The 19,383-nt window shown below is 70.5% G+C and carries 18 protein-coding genes; 4 read left to right on the forward strand and 14 right to left on the reverse strand.

Annotated elements, in window-relative coordinates:
* Nucleotides 1-105 precede the first annotated feature (105 nt).
* Nucleotides 106-2,082 (forward strand): transglycosylase domain-containing protein, encoded by a 1,977-nt coding sequence (locus ACIO3R_RS15855; RefSeq protein ID WP_402106025.1) that lies wholly within the window; start codon nt 106-108, stop codon nt 2,080-2,082.
* A 61-nt stretch (nt 2,083-2,143) separates the two neighbouring features.
* Here the strand turns inward: ACIO3R_RS15855 and hemB are convergent, their stop codons facing one another.
* From hemB to ACIO3R_RS15885, 6 genes are all read right to left on the reverse strand, one after another.
* The gene (hemB, locus tag ACIO3R_RS15860) at nt 2,144-3,148 is read right to left on the reverse strand and encodes a porphobilinogen synthase (RefSeq protein WP_385035896.1); all 1,005 of its coding nucleotides are present in this window, start codon (nt 3,146-3,148) and stop codon (nt 2,144-2,146) included.
* A 126-nt stretch (nt 3,149-3,274) separates the two neighbouring features.
* Entirely contained in the window at nt 3,275-4,942 is a 1,668-nt protein-coding gene (locus tag ACIO3R_RS15865; protein WP_385035897.1) for a uroporphyrinogen-III synthase, read from the reverse strand.
* Complete coding sequence (gene hemC / locus ACIO3R_RS15870) at nt 4,939-5,925, reverse strand: hydroxymethylbilane synthase (RefSeq protein ID WP_385035898.1); 987 nt, start codon at nt 5,923-5,925, stop codon at nt 4,939-4,941. The genes ACIO3R_RS15865 and hemC overlap by 4 nt, the downstream gene beginning before the upstream one ends.
* Nucleotides 5,922-7,418, reverse strand: coding sequence for a glutamyl-tRNA reductase (locus ACIO3R_RS15875; protein ID WP_385035900.1), 1,497 nt, complete (start codon nt 7,416-7,418; stop codon nt 5,922-5,924). The genes hemC and ACIO3R_RS15875 overlap by 4 nt, the downstream gene beginning before the upstream one ends.
* Nucleotides 7,415-8,185 (reverse strand): redox-sensing transcriptional repressor Rex, encoded by a 771-nt coding sequence (locus tag ACIO3R_RS15880; RefSeq protein WP_385035901.1) that lies wholly within the window; start codon nt 8,183-8,185, stop codon nt 7,415-7,417. Before ACIO3R_RS15880 ends, ACIO3R_RS15875 begins: the two co-directional genes overlap by 4 nt.
* Nucleotides 8,186-8,457: 272 nt before the next feature.
* Nucleotides 8,458-8,733 (reverse strand): glutaredoxin family protein, encoded by a 276-nt coding sequence (locus ACIO3R_RS15885; protein WP_385035902.1) that lies wholly within the window; start codon nt 8,731-8,733, stop codon nt 8,458-8,460.
* A 160-nt stretch (nt 8,734-8,893) separates the two neighbouring features.
* Between ACIO3R_RS15885 and ACIO3R_RS15890 the strand changes: the two genes are divergently transcribed.
* The 3 genes from ACIO3R_RS15890 (at nt 8,894) to ACIO3R_RS15900 (ending at nt 12,320) form a co-directional block, all read left to right on the forward strand.
* Nucleotides 8,894-9,841 carry an HAD family hydrolase gene (locus ACIO3R_RS15890; protein WP_385035903.1) on the forward strand — a complete coding sequence of 316 codons (948 nt, stop codon included), beginning with the start codon at nt 8,894-8,896 and terminating at the stop codon, nt 9,839-9,841.
* Between the two features lie 280 nt (nt 9,842-10,121).
* Nucleotides 10,122-10,898 (forward strand): ECF subfamily RNA polymerase sigma factor, BldN family, encoded by a 777-nt coding sequence (locus tag ACIO3R_RS15895; RefSeq protein WP_123460007.1) that lies wholly within the window; start codon nt 10,122-10,124, stop codon nt 10,896-10,898.
* A gap of 225 nt (nt 10,899-11,123) precedes the next feature.
* Complete coding sequence (locus tag ACIO3R_RS15900) at nt 11,124-12,320, forward strand: DUF5667 domain-containing protein (protein WP_385355236.1); 1,197 nt, start codon at nt 11,124-11,126, stop codon at nt 12,318-12,320.
* Nucleotides 12,321-12,417: 97 nt separating this feature from the next.
* On the opposite strand, the gene ACIO3R_RS15905 is transcribed toward ACIO3R_RS15900, so the two are convergent.
* The 8 genes from ACIO3R_RS15905 to ACIO3R_RS15940 form a co-directional block, all read right to left on the reverse strand.
* Nucleotides 12,418-13,455, reverse strand: coding sequence for a lysophospholipid acyltransferase family protein (locus ACIO3R_RS15905; protein ID WP_385035905.1), 1,038 nt, complete (start codon nt 13,453-13,455; stop codon nt 12,418-12,420).
* A gap of 15 nt (nt 13,456-13,470) precedes the next feature.
* Nucleotides 13,471-14,568 (reverse strand): NAD-dependent epimerase/dehydratase family protein, encoded by a 1,098-nt coding sequence (locus tag ACIO3R_RS15910; RefSeq protein WP_385035906.1) that lies wholly within the window; start codon nt 14,566-14,568, stop codon nt 13,471-13,473.
* Nucleotides 14,569-14,784: 216 nt separating this feature from the next.
* Nucleotides 14,785-14,883 carry a 30S ribosomal protein bS22 gene (locus ACIO3R_RS15915; RefSeq protein WP_003948845.1) on the reverse strand — a complete coding sequence of 33 codons (99 nt, stop codon included), beginning with the start codon at nt 14,881-14,883 and terminating at the stop codon, nt 14,785-14,787.
* Between the two features lie 110 nt (nt 14,884-14,993).
* Nucleotides 14,994-15,206, reverse strand: a complete 213-nt coding sequence (locus ACIO3R_RS15920; RefSeq protein ID WP_158072253.1) for a helix-turn-helix domain-containing protein — start codon at nt 15,204-15,206, stop codon at nt 14,994-14,996.
* 128 nt (nt 15,207-15,334) lie between these two features.
* Nucleotides 15,335-16,150, reverse strand: coding sequence for a phosphatase (locus ACIO3R_RS15925; RefSeq protein WP_385035907.1), 816 nt, complete (start codon nt 16,148-16,150; stop codon nt 15,335-15,337).
* A 91-nt stretch (nt 16,151-16,241) separates the two neighbouring features.
* Nucleotides 16,242-17,414, reverse strand: a complete 1,173-nt coding sequence (locus ACIO3R_RS15930) for an acetoin utilization protein AcuC (protein ID WP_385035908.1) — start codon at nt 17,412-17,414, stop codon at nt 16,242-16,244.
* Nucleotides 17,383-18,585, reverse strand: a complete 1,203-nt coding sequence (locus tag ACIO3R_RS15935) for an MFS transporter (protein WP_385035909.1) — start codon at nt 18,583-18,585, stop codon at nt 17,383-17,385. The genes ACIO3R_RS15930 and ACIO3R_RS15935 overlap by 32 nt, the downstream gene beginning before the upstream one ends.
* A gap of 42 nt (nt 18,586-18,627) precedes the next feature.
* Nucleotides 18,628-19,272, reverse strand: a complete 645-nt coding sequence (locus ACIO3R_RS15940) for an HAD family hydrolase (protein ID WP_363027415.1) — start codon at nt 19,270-19,272, stop codon at nt 18,628-18,630.
* Between the last annotated feature and the right edge of the window lie 111 nt (nt 19,273-19,383).

Genomic DNA, 19,383 nt, shown 5'->3' on the forward strand with positions numbered 1-19,383 from the left:
CCCGTCGGTACCGGACGGGACGCAGAGACAACCTGACCGCGATCCGGAACATCTCCTCTCACAAGTCCGCGCCCCCGCTGCGGACGGTGAACGAGGAGCTGAAGCATGCCCCGACGCCCCACCCGCACCCCCCGTACGAAACGCCCGCGCGTCCGCCGAGTCGACTACCCCCGCCGGGGGAGGGTCAGTTGGCGCCGCTGGGTCCCTTCGTGGCGGCAGGTGCTGAGCGGGGTCCTGCTCGGAGCAACAGCGGTGGCCGGGCTGTTCGCCGCGGTCTACTCGTCCGTCGACATCCCCGACGAGAACGACGAGGCGCGGATGCAGGGCACCGTCTACTACTGGGCGGACGGCAGCCAGTTGGTGAGCGTGGGCGCGGTCAACCGGCAGAACGTCACGCTCGCCGACATACCCGACTCGATGGAGAACGCGGTCATCGCCGCCGAGAACGAGACCTTCTACTCCGACTCGGGGGTGTCACTCACGGGCATCGCCCGCGCGGCCGTCAGCATGGTCAAGGGCGGTGAGACCCAGGGCGGCTCCACCATCACCCAGCAGTACGTGAAGAACACCTACCTCAGCCAGGAGCAGTCGGCCACAAGGAAGTTCAAAGAGTTCTTCATCTCGGTCAAGCTGAGCAACAAGCAGAGCAAGCAGAGCATCCTCCAGGGATATCTGAACACCAGCTGGTTCGGTCGCGGCGCCTACGGCATCCAGGCGGCGGCGGTCACGTACTACGGAATCCCCGCGAAGAAGCTCGACCCCAGCCAGACCGCGATGCTCGCGTCGCTGCTCAAGGGGGCGGAGCAGTACGACCCCGCGGACGGCAGGGCCAACCACGAACGCGCCGTCGAGCGCTGGAAGTGGATCCTGGACCGGCAGGTCGAGATCGGCATGATGACGAAGACCGAGCGGGCCTCGTACACGAAGTTCCCCGAGCCGCGGAAGGCCGTCAAGCCGACCAGCCTCGGCGGCCAGACCGGCTACCTCGTCGACATCGCCAACAAGTACATCAAGCAGCGCTCCGGCCTCACCGCCAAGGACCTCGCCCGGGGCGGCTACCGGGTGCACACCACCTTCGAGAAGGACCGGGTCCAGCAGCTGGAACGGGCCGTGCGCAGCACGCGCAAGCGCGACCTCGACCCAGACAAGCGCCCCGAGGACAAGTACGTCGAGGTCGGCGCCGCCTCCGTGCGGCCCGAGGACGGGGCCGTGGTCGCGGTGTACGGCGGAGCCGACGCGACGACCCGTTTCGCGAACAACGCCGACACCGCGGGCGTCCCCGTCGGCTCGGCGTTCAAGCCCTTCGTGCTGGCCGCCGCTCTTCAGAGCGGCAACGGAATCACCCTGAACAGCGGCTACGACAGTGCGGGGCGGCTGATCACGAGCGGCCCGCGTGCGGCGGTTCCCGGGGCCCGGCCGGGAATCAGTCCTGTCCCGGTGCCGGCCCCGCTGACGACGACGACCCTGCGCGACGCCCTGATCAGGTCGGCCAACGTCACCTTCGTGCAGCTCGGCAAGCACATCGGGCTGAAGAACGTGAAGAAGATGGCGGTCGCGGCCGGCCTGCGCGAGGACAGCCTGGCCCCCCTGGACACGTCGTTCCCCCTCGGCACGTCCACCCCGAGCGCGGTCAGGATGGCGGACGCGTACACCGCCTTCAACAACGGGGGCATGAGGGCCGACCCGTACTCGGTGACCGGCGTGACACGCGGCGGCGAGCCGGTCGACGGCTTCGAGCGGCCCGTACCGGAGCGCGCGATGGACACCTCGGTGGCCAAGGATGTGCGGAGCACCCTGGGACTGGTGGCCTGGACGACACTGGCGCAGGACAGGAAGTTCGACCGGTTCTCCGGTGGCGGCTCCCTCGCCGACCTCTCCGCCGGTGCGACCGGTGAGGACGACCGGATGAAGTCGGCCTGGTACATCGGCCACACCCAGGGGCTGACCACGGCCGTGACGGTGTTCCGCAACAAGCCGGGAACCCCCCACCTGCTGGGAATGCAGGGCGTGGGCGGAAAGCGTTCGGAGCGCGGCAACGTCCTCCCGCTCCGGATCTGGGCCTCCTACGCCACCGGGAAGTAGCCCCGCCGTCCCGCCCGGCCCTGACCTGCTCCGGGCCGGGCGGGACGCTCACACACCCGCTTCAGGCGCCGCCGCGCGCCAGCTTCCGCGCGACCTCCGTCGCCCAGTACGTCAGGATCATCTGCGCGCCCGCCCGCCGGATGCCGGTCAGGCTCTCCATGATCGCCGCGTCCCGGTCGATCCAGCCGCGCTCGGCGGCGGCCTCGATCATCGCGTACTCGCCACTGATCTGGTACGCGGCGACCGGCACGTCCACCGACTCCGCGACCTTCGCCACGATGTCCAGGTACGGTCCGGCCGGCTTGACCATGACCATGTCCGCGCCCTCTTCGAGGTCGAGCGCCAGCTCGCGCAGCGACTCACGGGCGTTGGCCGGGTCCTGCTGGTACGTCTTGCGGTCGCCCTTGAGCGACGAGCCGACGGCCTCGCGGAACGGGCCGTAGAAGGCGGAGGTGTACTTCGCCGTGTAGGCGAGGATCGCGACGTCCTCGTACCCGGTCTGGTCCAGCGCGTCGCGGATCACCCCGACCTGGCCGTCCATCATGCCGCTGGGGCCGACCACATGGGCGCCCGCGTCGGCCTGGACCTGGGCCATCTCGGCGTACCGCTCCAGCGTCGCGTCGTTGTCGATCCGGCCGTCCTCGGTCAGCACACCGCAGTGGCCGTGGTCGGTGGTCTCGTCCAGACAGAGGTCGGACATCACGACGAGATCGTCACCGACCTCCTCGCGCACCGCGCGCAGACCGACCTGGAGGATGCCCTCGGGGTCGGTGCCCGCCGTGCCCCGGGCGTCCTTCTTCTCGTCCGCGGGGACGCCGAAGAGCATGATCCCGGAGACACCCGCCGAGACCGCGTCGACCGCGGCCTTCCGCAGGCTGTCCAGGGTGTGCTGCTGCACACCGGGCATGGCCGAGATCGGGACGGGGGCGGTGATGCCCTCGCGCACGAACGCGGGCAGGATCAGATTCGCCGGGTCGAGCCGTGTCTCGGCGACCATCCGCCGCATGACGGGGGTCGTCCGCAGCCGTCGGGGGCGAGAGCCGGGGAAGTTTCCGTACACAGTCATGCTTCGAGATTAGACCCGTACACATCACCGTCTTACCGACACCTGTGCCGGGAAAGCGGCGGGGAACGGAAGGGGCCCGGCCGCTTCGGGGAGAAGCAGCCGGGCCCCGCGATCCGTTACGCCGGATCAGGTCGTCGTACGCCGCCGCCGCGCGCCGGGACGGCGCTCGCTCGGCCGCGTCACCGGGTCACCGGCCTCCTTCGCCGCGTCCCTGCGCTGCGCGCCGAAGGCGGCGAGCGCCTCGGCGAGCTTGTGCACGGACGGCTCAGGGGACAGGACGTCGACGCGCAGACCGTGCTCCTCCGCGGTCTTCGCGGTGGCCGGGCCGATGCACGCGATGACCGTCACGTTGTGCGGCTTGCCGGCGATGCCGACCAGGTTGCGCACCGTCGAGGACGAGGTGAAGAGCACCGCGTCGAACCCGCCGCCCTTGATCGCCTCACGGGTGTCCGCGGGCGGCGGCGAGGCGCGGACCGTGCGGTACGCGGTGACGTCGTCGACCTCCCAGCCCAGCTCGATGAGACCGGCCACCAGCGTCTCGGTGGCGATGTCGGCACGCGGCAGGAAGACACGGTCGATCGGGTCGAAGACCGGGTCGTACGGCGGCCAGTCCTCCAGCAGACCGGCGGCGGACTGCTCACCCGAGGGCACCAGGTCCGGCTTCACACCGAAGTCGACGAGCGCGGCGGCGGTCTGCTCACCGACGGCCGCGACCTTGATCCCGGCGAAGGCACGGGCGTCGAGCCCGTACTCCTCGAACTTCTCCCGGACGGCCTTCACCGCGTTGACGCTGGTGAACGCGATCCACTCGTAGCGGCCCGTGACCAGGCCCTTGACCGCGCGCTCCATCTGCTGGGGCGTACGCGGCGGCTCGACGGCGATCGTCGGCACCTCGTGCGGCACCGCACCGTACGAACGCAACTGGTCGGAGAGCGACGCCGCCTGCTCCTTCGTACGCGGCACGAGCACCTTCCAGCCGAACATCGGCTTGGACTCGAACCACGCGAGCTGGTCGCGCTGGGCGGCGGAGCTGCGTTCCCCGACCACGGCTATGACGGGCCGGTGCCCCTCCGGCGACGGAAGGACCTTGGCCTGCTTGAAGAGCTGGGCGATGGTGCCCAGCGTCGCCGTCCAGGTGCGCTGCCGGGTCGTCGTGCCGCCGACCGTCACGGTCAGCGGGGTGTCGGGCTTGCGGCCCGCGGAGACCAGCTCACCGGCGGCCGAGGCCACCGCGTCGAGCGTCGTCGAGATGACACACGTGGCATCGCTCGCGCCGACCTCGCTCCAGCAGCGGTCGGAGGCGGTACGGGCGTCCACGAACCGGACGTCCGCGCCCTGCGCGTCACGCAGCGGCACCCCGGCGTACGCGGGCACCCCCACGACGTTGGCGACACCGGGCACGACCTCGAAGGGAATGCCGGCGGCCGCGCAGGCGAGCATCTCGCCGCCCGCGTAACCGTCCAGGCCGGGGTCACCGGCGACGGCACGGACGACCCGCCTGCCGCCCTTCGCGGCCTCCATGACAAGATTGGCCGCGTCCCTGAGAACGGGTACTCCGACGGCTGTTGACTGCGCGTCAACAACCGTCAGCTCAGGCGTGCTTACGCCTGCCCGCGCATGGCAGCGGACGACGCCGAGAACGTCCGGCTCGGCGACAAGAACGTCCGCGCTCGCAAGCGCCTCGACGGCGCGCAGAGTCAGCAGTCCCGGGTCGCCGGGACCGGCGCCGAGGAAGGTGACGTGCCCTGCGGACAGGACAGGAAAATCGGATGCGACGGGGCCGGTGGGGCTCAAAGTGCTCGCTCCCCCATAAGACCGGCCGCACCCTTGGCGAGCATCTCGGCCGCGAGTTCGCGACCGAGGGCCGCCGCGTCGTCGTGCGACGTGGGGACGGGACCGGTGGTGGACAGCTGTACCAGCGAGGAACCGTCGGTGGACCCGACGACTCCGCGCAGGCGCAGTTCGTTGACAGCCTGACCGTCGGCCAGGAGGTCGGCCAGCGCACCCACAGGTGCGGAGCAGCCGGCCTCCAGGGCGGCGAGCAGGGCACGCTCGGCGGTCACGGCGGCCCGGGTGTACGGGTCGTCGAGCTCGGCGAGCGCGGCGGCGAGGTCCGTGCTGCTGGCAGCACATTCGATCGCCAGTGCTCCCTGGCCGGGAGCGGGCAGAACGGTGTCGACCGACAGGAAATCGGTCACCTCACCGGTCCGGCCGAGACGGCTGAGTCCGGCCGCGGCGAGTACCACCGCGTCCAGTTCACCGCTTCGTACAAAACCAATACGCGTGTCGACGTTGCCGCGGATCGGCACGGTCTCGATGTCGAGGCCGTGACCGCGGGCGTACGCGTTGAGCTGCGCCATGCGGCGCGGCGAGCCGGTGCCGATCCGGGAACCGGACGGCAGCTGCTCGAAGGTCAGCCCGTCGCGCGCCACCAGTGCGTCGCGCGGGTCCTCGCGCACCGGCACGGCGGCCAGCACGAGGCCCTCGTGCGGCGTGGTCGGCAGGTCCTTCAGCGAGTGGACGGCGAAGTCCACGTCACCGCGGAGCAGCGCCTCGCGCAGCGCGGCGACGAACACGCCGGTCCCGCCGATCTGCGCGAGCTGCTCCTTGGAGGTGTCCCCGTACGTGGTGATCTCGACGAGCTCGACGGCCCGCCCGGTCACCTCGGTGACGGCCTCCGCGACGAGGCCGGACTGCGCCATCGCGAGCTTGCTGCGCCGGGTCCCCAGCCGCAGCGGCTCGGTGGCCCCCGCGCCCAGGGGTGAGTTGTCGGTCATGACCGCCCTCGATTCGGGTCGTTCAGGTCTGCCCGGGAGACGGCGGCGACCGTCTGCGGGTCGAGGTCGAAGAGTTCCCGCAGCGCATCGGCGTACCCGGCGCCGCCGGGCTCGCTGGCGAGCTGCTTGACCCGCACGGTGGGCGCGTGCAGGAGCTTGTCGACGACGCGGCGCACGGTCTGCGAGATCTCGGCGCGCTGCTTTTCGTCCAGGTCGGGAAGGCGTCCGTCCAGCCGTGCGATCTCGCCCGCGACCACTCCGGCGGCCATCGTGCGCAGGGCGACGACGGTGGGGGTGATGTGGGCGGCGCGCTGGGCGGCGCCGAAGGCGGCGACCTCGTCGGCGACGATGGTGCGCACCTGGTCCACATCGGCGGCCATCGGGGCGTCGGCGGACGCCTCGGCGAGCGACTCGATGTCGACGAGGCACACACCGTCGAGGCGGGCGGCGTCCCCGTCGATGTCGCGGGGCATCGCGAGGTCCAGCAGGGCGAGGCGGACCGGCCCGGTGGACTGGGCGGGCACGGTGACCCGGCGGACGGCCTGCGCCTGCGCGGTCGTGGTGGCGGAGCCGTTCTCCACCCACGCGGCGTGCTGGTCCAGATCGGCGGGCGGCGCGGCGACGGGCACGGCAGGCGCCTCGTGCGGCGCGAAGTCCAGCCCGAGCGCACCGGCGACGGCCTCCGCGCTCAGCACCAGACCGGTCGCACCGGTGCAGGAGACGACGACATCGGCACGTGTCAGTTCGTCGGAGACCGCGGCCATCTCCACGGCGTGGGCGGCCACTCCGGTGCCGCCGGCCTGGTTGAGGATCTCGACCAGCCGGTCGGCGCGGGCCCGGGTGCGGTTGGCGACGACGATCTCGGCGACGCCCGTACGGGCCAGGGTCGCGGCGGCCAGCGAGGACATCGAGCCCGCGCCGATCACCAGGGCGCGCTTGCCCTTCGCCCAGACCCCGGGATCGCGGCCCCCGGCGAGCTGCTCCAGGCCGAACGTGACGAGCGACTGCCCGGCCCGGTCGATCCCGGTCTCGCTGTGGGCGCGCTTGCCGACCCGCAGGGCCTGCTGGAAGAGGTCGTTCAGCAGCCGGCCCGCGGTGTGGAGCTCCTGCCCCAGCGCCAGCGCGTCCTTGATCTGGCCGAGGATCTGGCCCTCGCCCACGACCATCGAGTCCAGTCCGCAGGCCACCGAGAAGAGGTGGTGGACGGCCCGGTCCTCGTAGTGCACATAGAGATACGGAGTGAGCTCGTCCAGACCGACACCGCTGTGCCGGGCGAGCAGCGTCGACAGCTCGGCGACACCCGCGTGGAACTTGTCCACGTCGGCGTACAGCTCGATGCGGTTACAGGTGGCGAGGACGGCGGCCTCGACCGCGGGCTCCGCGGCGAGCGTGTCCCGGAGCAGCTCGGCCTGGGCGCCGGCGGGCAGCGAGGCCCGCTCCAGCACGGAGACGGGGGCGCTGCGGTGACTCAGCCCTACGACAAGGAGACTCATGCCGGCATCACGGCGGGCATGTCCCCGTCGGGTCCCTTCCGGCTGGTGGTCGCGGCGCGCACGGGCGGCGCGGCCGGGTCGGGGCCGTTGTCCGCGGCGGCGTCCTCGCCCGCCTTGCGCTGCTCGTGGAACGCGAGGATCTGGAGCTCGATGGAGAGGTCGACCTTGCGCACGTCGACGCCGTCGGGCACCGAGAGCACGGTCGGGGCGAAGTTCAGGATGGAGGTGACACCGGCGGCCACCAGACGGTCGCAGACCTGCTGCGCCGCGCCGGGCGGGGTGGTGATCACACCGATCGACACGCCGTTCTCGCTGATGATCCGGTCCAGGTCGTCCGCGTGCTGGACGGGGATGCCGGCGACGGGCGTCCCGGCCATCGCGGGGTCGGCGTCGATCAGGGCGGCGACCCGGAACCCGCGGGAGGCGAAACCGCCGTAGTTGGCGAGCGCGGCGCCGAGGTTCCCGATGCCGACGATGGCGACCGGCCAGTCCTGCGTGAGGCCGAGTTCACGGGAGATCTGGTAGACGAGGTACTCGACGTCGTAGCCGACGCCGCGCGTCCCGTACGAGCCGAGGTAGCTGAAGTCCTTGCGCAGCTTGGCGGAGTTGACCCCCGCCGCCGCGGCGAGCTCCTCGGAGGAGACCGTGGGGACCGAGCGCTCGGAGAGCGCGGTCAGCGCACGGAGGTACAACGGAAGTCGGGCGACGGTGGCCTCGGGAATTCCTCGGCTACGGGTCGCCGGTCGGTGGTTTCGGCCAGTTGCCACGGTGCTCCTGCGGGATGAGCGGGGCTGCAGGCGGCCGCATGTCCCATGGCCGCCCCGTCGAATGCAGGCTATGTCTTTGTGAACGCGTGCACAAAGATGGTGTCCGATTTGTCCGGTCAAAGTGACCGGGGTCACGCGCATACGTCGCGCGATCCAGGAACTGCCGATCGCATCAGCCCGTTGCAGGCCCGAAGGGGGCAAGGCGGTACACGCTCCTCACGACTACGCCCCCGAGACCACTCAAAACGCCCATGATGTTAACCGGGTTTCACTCAGGAAAGCAGCGCACTGCGCAGTCTTACCGGGTCCACCCGCCAGAACGTGTGCTGTTCGTTATCAATGAGGACCACGGGGATCTGCTCCCAGTACTCCCGGTACAGCTCCTCGTCCCGGGTGATGTCCTTCTCCTCCCAGGACGCGCCGGTCTCCTCGCAGACCGCGCGGACCACCGCCCTGGCATCGTCACAGAGGTGACACCCGGGCTTCCCCACGAGGGTCACCACCCGGTCCGCGGGCTTCTTCTTCGTACGACGCAGCAGGGCACTCATACCCCTTATTCTCCGCCGCGCGGAGAGCCGCCCGGCCCCTCGGCCCCCGTGCCGTCCCCCACACCCGGAATCACCCGTTCAACCCTGCGGTCGCCGAGAGTTCACGCCCCCGCATCCCGGCAGGTCGGGAAGGGCCGAACCGACTGGCTATGCTCACGGCATGGCCGCTCTTGGATGGCTCACACCCCGTAGGCGCTCCGCGACAGCACGGAGCGTGCTGGCAGGCGAGGCAGCAGCAGAGGCAGCGCGGAAGTCGTCGCTCGACGCCGAACGGTCCGCGGAAACCGACGCGGAGACCGACGCGGAGGCCGGGGAGCCCGAGTTCCCCGTCGTCGGGGACGAACGGGCCGCCGCCTTCTTCGACCTCGACAACACCGTGATGCAGGGCGCCGCGATCTTCCACTTCGGCCGCGGCCTGTACAAGCGGAAGTTCTTCGAGCGCCGCGAGCTGACCCGGTTCGCCTGGCAGCAGGCCTGGTTCAGGCTGGCGGGTGTCGAGGACCCCGAACACATGCAGGACGCGCGCGACAGCGCCCTGTCCATCGTGAAGGGCCACCGCGTCTCCGAACTGATGTCCATCGGTGAGGAGATCTACGACGAGTACATGGCCGACCGCATCTGGCCCGGCACCCGCGCCCTCGCCCAGGCCCACCTCGACGCCGGCCAGAAGGTCTGGCTGGTCACCGCCGCCCCGGTGGAGACCGCCACGATCATCGCCCGCCGCCTCGGCCTGACCGGCGCGCTCGGCACCGTCGCGGAGTCCGTCGACGGCGTCTACACCGGGCGCCTCGTCGGCGAACCGCTGCACGGCCCCGCGAAGGCCGAGGCGGTCCGCGCCCTGGCCGCGGCGGAGGGCCTGGACCTGACGCGCTGCGCCGCGTACAGCGACTCGCACAACGACATCCCGATGCTGTCCCTGGTCGGACACCCGTACGCGATCAACCCGGACGCCAAGCTCCGCAAGTACGCCCGCGCCCGCGACTGGCGGCTGCGCGACTACCGGACGGGCCGCAAGGCGGCCAAGGTCGGCATCCCGGCCGCCGCGGGAGTGGGCGCCCTCGCGGGCGGTACCGCCGCAGCCGTCGCCCTGCACCGCCGCCGCCGCTGACCCCGGCCGCGCCGGTTGACCGGGTCACCCTGACTCGACCACAACCTGTCGCGGCTATCGACAGATCTCGAAGTTATTCGATCAATAACCGGTCACGATGTGCTACTTGATGTGTCGAATAGTCGCTACAGAAACGACGTAACCGGTGATTTGAGCAACTGGGTGTAGCACTGCCTGTACGAAGCGTTATTCTCCTCAGACGCATTCGGAACCCACCACTCACTACGACGAGTGACGGTTTCGCACTGCACGTGATGGAAGCTCTGCCTCTGGGAGTCCCGTGTACCCACACGTCGGGGTTGACGCCTCGGGCCTGGCTACGCTGCGCGCAACGGTCGCCGACCGCTTGCGCGGCTTCGTCCCCACCGCGTACGCCGTACCCGCCTTTGCCACCCCTGCACCTGCCGGCCCTTGCTACGCCCTGGCCGAACGCGGTGCGGCGGTCGGAAGACGCAGCAACCGCGGCGCAACGACCACGTCCACCGTTCGTCGGCCGACAGCTGACAGCGACAGCGCGCGCATGATGGATCTCGTCGAGCGCGCACAGGCCGGTGAGGCTGACGCCTTCGGCCGTCTCTACGACCAGTACAGCGACACCGTGTACCGCTACATCTACTACCGCGTGGGCGGCAAGGCGACAGCGGAGGACCTCACCAGTGAGACCTTCCTGCGCGCCCTGCGGCGTATCTCCACGTTCACCTGGCAGGGCCGCGATTTCGGCGCCTGGCTGGTCACCATCGCTCGCAACCTGGTCGCCGACCACTTCAAGTCCAGTCGATTCCGGCTGGAAGTGACCACCGGCGAAATGCTCGACGCCAACGAGGTCGAGCGCAGTCCCGAGGACTCCGTCCTGGAGTCCCTCTCCAATGCCGCACTGCTGCAAGCCGTGCGCCGACTCAACCCCCAGCAGCAGGAGTGCGTGACCCTGCGCTTCCTGCAAGGCCTCTCGGTCGCCGAGACCGCCCGGGTGATGGGCAAGAACGAGGGCGCGATCAAGACCCTGCAGTACCGCGCCGTCCGTACACTTGCCCGACTCCTTCCGGACGATGCCCGCTGATCCCAACCCGGGCCGAATCACTCTCGGCAATACGTTCATCACGCACTGGTCCGATCATCTTTCGTGCGTAACCCAAGTGCCGCGCCACTCGTTGTGCCGGTTGCAGGCCCCCTGTCGTCACCCCATGTCCGCAGACACTCACTCAATCGTGTGGATGCGCTCAAGGTGTGCAACCTTCCGGACCCTCAGGGGAGTCGACCGTCATGACGAGAGGAGGTGCCGCCAGTGATCGCAAACGTTTCGGCACACCGGCGGGCGAACGCCTTCGCCCAGGCCGTGGAGGAGCAGTCGCTCCGCGGTGCGGCGGCCGTACAGCCCGAGGAACCGGCCGAACCGGCCGACCGCGGACCGCTGTTGGCCCTGGCGAACGGCCTCGGTGAGCTACCGAAGCCGGTATTGGATCCCGAGGTCAAAGTGGTGCAGCGAGCCCAGCTCGTCGCCGCCATGGAGGCCATGTTCGCCGCGGGCGGCGCGTCCGCGGCCCCTACAGTTCCCGAACAACGGGGCAAGGGGGCCCACCGGGCCTCCCCGCTCCGCAAACTGCGCCCCCGATCGCGCTGGACGAAGGGCCTCGCGGCCGGCGGACTCACCGTCGGTGTGGCCGCGGGGGCCTTCGGCGGAGTGGCGGCCGCCAGCTCCGACGCCCTCCCGGGTGATTCGCTCTACGGGCTGAAGAGAGGCATGGAGGACCTCCACCTCAATCTGGCCGGCAGCGACACCGCCCGCGGCGAGGTCTACCTGGACCAGGCATCGAACCGGCTCAGCGAAGCCCGCAGGCTGATGGAGCGCGGCCGCGCGGCCGACCTGGACCACGAACAGCTCGGCGAGGTCAGGCGCACGCTCAACGGCATGACGCACGACGCCACCGAGGGCCACCGCCTGCTCCACGCCGCCTACGAGCGGGACGGCGCCATCGGGCCGATCCAGACCCTGGACTCCTTCTCCCGCTCGCACCGCGCGAGCTGGACCAGCCTCCGCGACCGGCTGCCCGTCCAGCTGACCGAGCTCGGCGACCAGGTGAGCTCGGTCTTCGCGGCCATAGACGAGGAAGTCGCGCCGTTGCAGTCGCTGTTCCCCCGCGCCAAGGAGAAGAGCGGCGGATCGCAGCAGTCCGGCTCCACCGGGACCGGCACCGGCACGGCCCCGTCCTCGCACCGGCCCTCCCCGCCGTCCTCCGCACCCGCCGACACGCACGACGGCAAGAAGGACAGCAGCTCCTCGCCCCACCCGTCGGGCTCGGACAGCTCTCCGGAGGGCGGCCTGCTCGGGGGCGCGGACGACCTCTTCGACCCGCCGTCGCCGGACACCGAAGAACCGTCGAAGGACATCCCCAGCACGGCACCCACGCCGGACATCACCCTGCCCCCGCTGATCCCCGGCCTGATCGGAGGCCTCGGGATCGACAGCAGGAACGAACCCTGACCCCACCGCCGGACGGGCATCCCCAAGCCCGTCCGGCAAAGTCCAGCCCGTCCGGCGATTGAGGACAGAGCGGCACCCCGGACGCACCCGGGCACCCTCAGAAGAACACCGACCGCCGCTGCACCAGCAACTTGTACAGCGTGTGCTGGATCTGCTCCCGCACCTGATCCGTCAGATTGAACATCAGCATCGGATCCTCCGCCGCCTCCACCGGATACCCGTCCGTGGGAATCGGCTCGCCGAACTGGATCGTCCACTTCGTGGGCAACGGCACCGCCCCCAGCGGCCCCAGCCACGGAAACGTCGGCGTGATCGGGAAGTACGGCGTACCCAGCAGCCGCGCCAGCGTCTTGGAGTTGCCGATCATCGGGTAGATCTCCTCGGCCCCCACGATCGAGCACGGCACGATCGGCACCCCGGCCCGCAGCGCCGTCGACACGAAGCCGCCCCGCCCGAAGCGCTGGAGCTTGTAGCGCTCGCCGAACGGCTTGCCGATGCCCTTGAAGCCCTCCGGCATCACCCCGACGACCTCGCCCTGCCTCAGCAGCCGCTCCGCGTCCTCCGCGCACGCCAGCGTGTGCCCGGCCTTGCGGGCCAGCTCGTTGACGACCGGCAGCATGAAGACCAGGTCCGCCGCGAGCAGCCGCAGATGGCGCCCCGCCGGGTGGTTGTCGTGCACCGCGACCTGGAGCATCAGCCCGTCCAGCGGCAGCGTCCCGGAGTGGTTGGACACGATGAGCGCCCCGCCGTCCGACGGAATGTTCTCGATGCCCTTCACCTCGACCCGGAAGTACTTCTCGTACACGGGCCGCAGCACCGACATCAGTACCTGGTCGGTGAGTTCCTTGTCGTAGCCGAACTCGTCGACGTCGTACTCACCCGTGACCCGCCGCCGCAGGAACGCGAGCCCGCCCGCGATCCGCCGGTCCCAGCCGCCCCGTCCCGCGTCCTCGGACGCCACCACGGGCTCCTCCGGTTCCTCCGGCTCCCTCGGCGGCAGTCCGGCGTCCGACTGCCCCGGCAGGGCGCTCACGGACCCGTTGCCGCGTCCGGGGGACCGCCGCCGCGCAGCACGCGGTGAGCCCCCCGACCGCGAACGGTCGTCGTCGAACGGAATGACCTTGGCGTCCGCCATCGTCGGTGTGCTCCTCTACCTGCCGCTCGGAGTCGGGTGTGTGTCGCCGCCGGCCCCGGTGATCCCCGGAGCCCCGCCGGTCCCCCCGGCGAACGGCATCGCCGCCAGTCTGCCGACGGCCCGGCCCACCGCCTCGGGCGGCAGCAGCCCCGGTCCCCGGCTGCGCGCGAACTCCGCGAACGTCTCCACCGTGGTGAACCGCGGCCGGAAACCCAGGGTCTCGCGCATCTGGACCGTGGAGACCACCCTGCCATGGGTGAGCAGCCGGATCTGCTCCGGCGAGAAGTCCGTCATACCGACCGCTCGGAGCGCCTGGCCGACCCAGGTGACCGCGGGCAGCAGCAGCGGCATCGTCGGCCGCCCCAGCCGCCGCGAGCACTGCGAGAGCAGCAGCACCCCGTCCCCGGCGATGTTGAACGTGCCGCTGTTCAGCGTCCCGCGCCGCGGCTCGCTCGCGGCGATGCCGAGTACGTCGATGACATCGTCCTCGTGCACGAACTGGAGCCTCGGGTCGTACCCGAACACCGTCGGCAGCACCGGCAGCGCCAGATAGTCCGCGAGCGGCGAATCCGCGTCCGGCCCCAGGATGTTCGCGAACCGGAGCACGCACACGGCCACGTCCGGCCTGCGGCGCGCGAAGCCGCGTACGTACCCCTCGACCTCCACCGCGTCCTTCGCGAAGCCCCCGCTGGGCAGGGACTTGGGCGGGGTCGTCTCGTGGAAGACCGCCGGGTCGCGCGGCGCGGAGCCGTACACACCCGTACTGGACTTGATCACCAGCCGCTGGACGGCCGGGGCCTTCTGGCACGCACCGAGCAACTGCATGGTGCCGATGACGTTGGTCTCCTTGACCGCGGTACGGCTCTGGGCCCCGAGCCCCTTCCCGCTGACGTCCAGATGGACGACGGTGTCGACCGAGTGCTCGGCGAGGACTCTGGCGATGGCGGGCTGGCGGATGTCCGCACGCACGAAGACGGCGTCCCCCAGCTGATGGCCGGGCGCGACCGCGTCGACCGCGATCACCCGGTCCACGCCCGGATCACGCTGGATGCGCCGCACGAAGCGGCCGCCCAGCTGCCGGGCCGCTCCCGTGACGAGCACGACCTTCCCCAAGATCAGCGCCTTCCGTCGGTCTCCCGTGAAGTGAGTCGGAGGGATCCTCGAAGAGGTTGGCCCCAGTCGTCACCGTAGCGGGTGGATGTTGCCCTGTGACGCCCGCGCGGCAGGCTGGTGCCGCGTCATGGCCCGAATGCGCGCACGGTCCGCACAGCACCGCAGCCCTCCCGCCGTAATGGCGGAAGGGCTGCGGATTTCACGAACTGCGTTCGCCTACTTCTTGTTGCGACGCTGAACGCGAGTGCGCTTGAGCAGCTTGCGGTGCTTCTTCTTGGCCATCCGCTTACGCCGCTTCTTAATGACAGAGCCCACGACTACCCTCGCTCACTTCTTCTTCACTGGTGCGGGGCGTCTGGGCCCACACGACCTACGTCGGCCTAGCCTACCCGCCACCGGGTGAGGGACGTAATCCGAGGGGAATGTCAGGCCGACCCCACCCCCACGAAGGACTCCCGGAGATACTCGTGAACCGCTTGCTCCGGCACCCGGAAGGACCTGCCCACCCGGATCGCCGGCAGATGACCGCTGTGCACCAAGCGGTACACGGTCATCTTCGACACTCGCATGACCGAGGCGACTTCCGCCACGGTCAGAAACTTGACCTCGTTGAGAGGCCTCTCGCTGTCAGCAGCCATGATCCACCTGTACCTTCCGCACGCGACGCGCACCGGCTTCCCCTCCGGTGACTCTTCGTCGATGTGCGCTCACTCCCCAGATTAGGGGCGGGTGATGCGAGTGGGGAAGAGGAGAGACGATCGGCCGCCTACTGTGACAGACACGCCCGATTGAGCACATAGCGCGTGAGCGGCAGGTAGTAGGCGGACCGCACGGCGTCGTCGAGCGGAACGACGACCGACACCCTCCCCTCGGCCTCGCCGACGAACAGCGCCGGATCGTCCGTATCCGCCAGCCCGATCGCCTCGATGCCCAGCTGACCTGCCCCGCAGACCCAGCCGTGGTCCCCCACGACGAGTTCCGGCAACGGCCCCCGGGCCTCCACGGCAGCCTCCAGAACGACCCTGACCGGCAGCGGTGAGTGGGAGTGTGCGCCGGTACCACCACCGGGCACCCGCACGCCGGGTTCGCGCACCAGCGCGACTCCCCGTACGTAGTCGAGGTTGTACGTGCGTACGCCGAACCGGGTCGTTATGTCGATACATCGCCCCTGCGCGGGGGTGAGTACAGCGCACCCCACCGACGACAAAGCGTCTGCCAGCGCTGCGTAGAAGCCGAGCAATCGGTGCGGATGTCCCGTTCCGAACAGCACCGGCGACCGCCGCGAAGCCGCGTACGACAGCCGCGCGGCGAACGCGTCCAGCCCCGCCACCGTCCGCTCCGGATCGATCACATCCGGACCCGAGACATGCGCGGGATCGTCGGAGACCCCGCACTTCTCGGCCATGAGGCGGAGCAACTCCCGCTCCCCCCAGCCCCGTCCGGGATCGAGCCCGAGCGTCACCCGGGGGTCCCTGGCCGCGAAGAGCCGGTAACTCCTCAGACTCACTTCCCGCGGGGTGGCCACGGGCCCGGCCAGCCGGGCCGCCAGCAGATGAGCGCGCAGCGCTCCGGTGCTCAACACCCTGCGATGCTCCCGTACCCGCACCGCCCGGGGACCAAAAGCCCGGATACGCCCCACAGTTGGCGTAACCGCCGGGCGCGGCGGCCGGGCGTCAGGTAAGCAGCCCCCGCAGCGGGAAGGCCGCACGGCGGCTCGCCAGCACCGCCTGGTCCAGCCGGTCCGCCGGGTCGTACCCCTCTTCCCACGACTTCCACGACGGGGTACGGCCGTCCGTCATCCGGGCCGGCCCGAGCTGCCGGGTCCGGGCGTAGACCTCGTCCCGCCAGGACGACGGGATCACCGACTCCGGGTCGACGGGCGCGTGGGCGGCGATCCCCACCAGATGCGTCCAGGACCGCGGCACCACGTCGACCACCGCGTAGCCGCCCCCGCCGAGCGCCACCCAGCGCCCGTCGTCCGCGTACGCGTGGGCGAGGTCGTGGCAGGCCGCCATCACGGCCCGCTGGGCGTCCAGCGACACCGCGAGATGGGCCAGCGGATCCTCGAAGTGCGTATCGGCCCCGTGCTGCGTCACCAGGACCTGCGGCCGGAAGTCCGCCAGCAGCTCCGGCACCACCGCGTGGAACGCCCGCAGCCACCCCGCGTCCCCCGTCCCGGCCGGCAGCGCCACGTTCACCGCACCGCCCTCGCCCGCCCCCGCACCGGTCTCCTCCGGCCAGCCGGTCTGCGGGAAGAGCGTCCGCGGGTGCTCGTGCAGCGAGACCGTCAGCACCCGGGGGTCCTCCCAGAAGGCCGCCTGCACGCCGTCCCCGTGGTGCACGTCCACATCGATGTACGCGACCCGCTCCGCGCCCAGCTCCAGGAGCCGCGCGATGGCGAGTGCCGGGTCGTTGTAGATGCAGAAGCCCGACGCGCTGCCGGGCATGGCGTGATGGAGCCCGCCGGAGAAGTTCACCGCGTGCCCGGTCTGCCCGCGCCACACCGCCTCCGCCGCGGCCACCGACTGCCCGGCGATCAGCGCCGACACCTCGTGCATCCCGGCGAACGCCGGATCGTCCGTCGTCCCGAGCCCGTAGTCCTGGTCGGCGCGGTCCGGATCCGCGGAGGCCGCCCGCACGGCCGCCACGTAGTCCGAGCGGTGCACGAGCCGCAGCGTGGAGTCCCCGGCGGGCTTGGCCGCCACCACGTCCACCGCACGGTCGAGACCGAACGCCCGCACCAGGCCCATGGTCAGGGCAAGTCTGACCGGGTCCATGGGATGACTGTCCCCGAAGTCGTATCCCGTTACTGCGTCATCCCACATCAGCTGTGCGCGGCCGCTCATGCCCGCCACCGTATCGGGCGGGCTCCGCGCCGAACGATTTGGCGTACACGAGTATCGCGAGCACCAGCACCATCGGTACGAGCATCGCGCCCCGGTAGCTCCAGGCGTCCCCGAGCGCCCCCACCAGGGGCGAGCCGACCAGGAATCCCACGTAGTTGAAGATGTTCAGCCGGGCGATCGCGGTGTCGCTGGCGCCGGGGAACAGCCGCCCCGCGGCCGCGAACGTCTGCGGCACGATCACGCAGAGCCCGAACCCCAGCAGGGTGAACCCGAGCATCCCGACCCAGGCCCCGCCGGCGACGGCCACCACACCGAACCCGGCCGCGGCGACCACGCTCCCGAACCGCACCACGGCCACCGCGCCGAACCGCCGCACCCCGAAGTCCCCGACCGCCCGCCCCAGCAGCGTCGTCACCATGTAGACGTTGTACGGAACGGTCGAGAGCTGCTCCGAGCTCCCCAGCACGTCCTGCAGATACTTGGCGCTCCAGTTGGAGACCGTCGAGTCCCCGATGTACGCGAAGCTCATCACCAGGCAGAGCGGCATGAGCAGCTTGAACGAGACCGACGCGGCCTTCCCCGGCTCGGCGGCCTGCCCCTCGGCCTCGTGCTTCCCCTCGGCGTACCACCGGCTCCCGGCGAGCGCGACGGGCAACAGCACCACCACGACCGGAAGGTAGGAGACCAGCAGCGACAGATCCCAGTGCGCCCCGGCCCACGCCATCGAGGCCCCGGCGATCCCGCCGAGGCTGTACGTGGCGTGGAAGCCGAGCATGATGGAGCGCCCGTACGCCCGCTGGAGGCTGACGCCCATCATGTTCATGGACGCGTCCAGCGCACCGACGGCCAGCCCGAACGCGGCCATCGCCAGGGCCGCCTGCCACAGCTCGCTCCCGGCACCGACGCCGAGCAGCGCGAGCAGGACGACGGGCTGGGCCCACCGCAGCACCACGCGCGGCCGCACCCGCACGACCACCTTCTCGGTGACCACGCTGCCCACACCGGCCAGGATCGGCACGGCGGCGAGGAACACGGGCAGCAGGCCGTCGGATATCCCGTACCGGTCCTGGATGGCGGGGATCCGCGTCACGAGAAGAGCGAAGGTGACGCCTTGCACGAAGAAGCTCAACGCGAGGGAGGCTCTGCCGTGCCGCAAACGTGCATCTGTCATGGGCGCGAGCGTAGAGCCAGTTTCTACCCATGGGTAGATGAGTCAGGCAAGCAATTCGCGCAGCTGTCCCATGTCGGAGAAATGCCCGGTCACCCCGGCCAGCCGGTCCGCCGGCATCATCGACGTGAACCCGTACACGTCCATGCCCGCGGCTCTGGCCGCCTCCACCCCGAGCGGGCTGTCCTCGATGACGACGCACCGCTCCGGCGGCACCCCCATCCGGTCGGCGGCGTGCAGGAACAGGTCGGGGGCCGGCTTCCCGCGCCCCACGTCCTCCGCACTGAAGATCCACTCCTCCTCGAACCACTGGTCGAGCCCGGTCTTCAGGTGCCCGACCCGGATCCGCTCGTGGCTGCCGGAGGACGCGACGCAGTACGGGACCCCCTCGGCGACGAGATCCCCCAGCACCTCCTCGACGCCGGGGACGGGTCGCAGCTCCTGCCGGAACGCGGCGAACACCCGCGAGTGGAACGTGTCGTCGAAGTCCGCGGGCAGCTTCTCCCCGCCCCGTTCCTCGATGAGGTCGTGCACCCGGTGCATGGCGGCCCCCATGTAGTCACGGAGGGACTCCTCGTACGAGGTGGGGTGCCCGAGCTCCGTGAGGTAGTCGGCCAGGATGGTGTTGGAGATCGGCTCGCTGTCCACGAGCACACCGTCGTTGTCGAAGATGACCAGTTCGTAGCGCATGTCACGACCTTAAACTGTCGGGAACGCAGAAAAGCCCCGTGCCACAAGGGCACGGGGCTTAACTATAAAAGGAGTTCGGCGGCGTCCTACTCTCCCACAGGGTCCCCCCTG

Origin of the sequence: Streptomyces sp. NPDC087428 (assembly GCF_044744085.1) — a bacterium.
GTDB lineage: Bacteria > Actinomycetota > Actinomycetes > Streptomycetales > Streptomycetaceae > Streptomyces.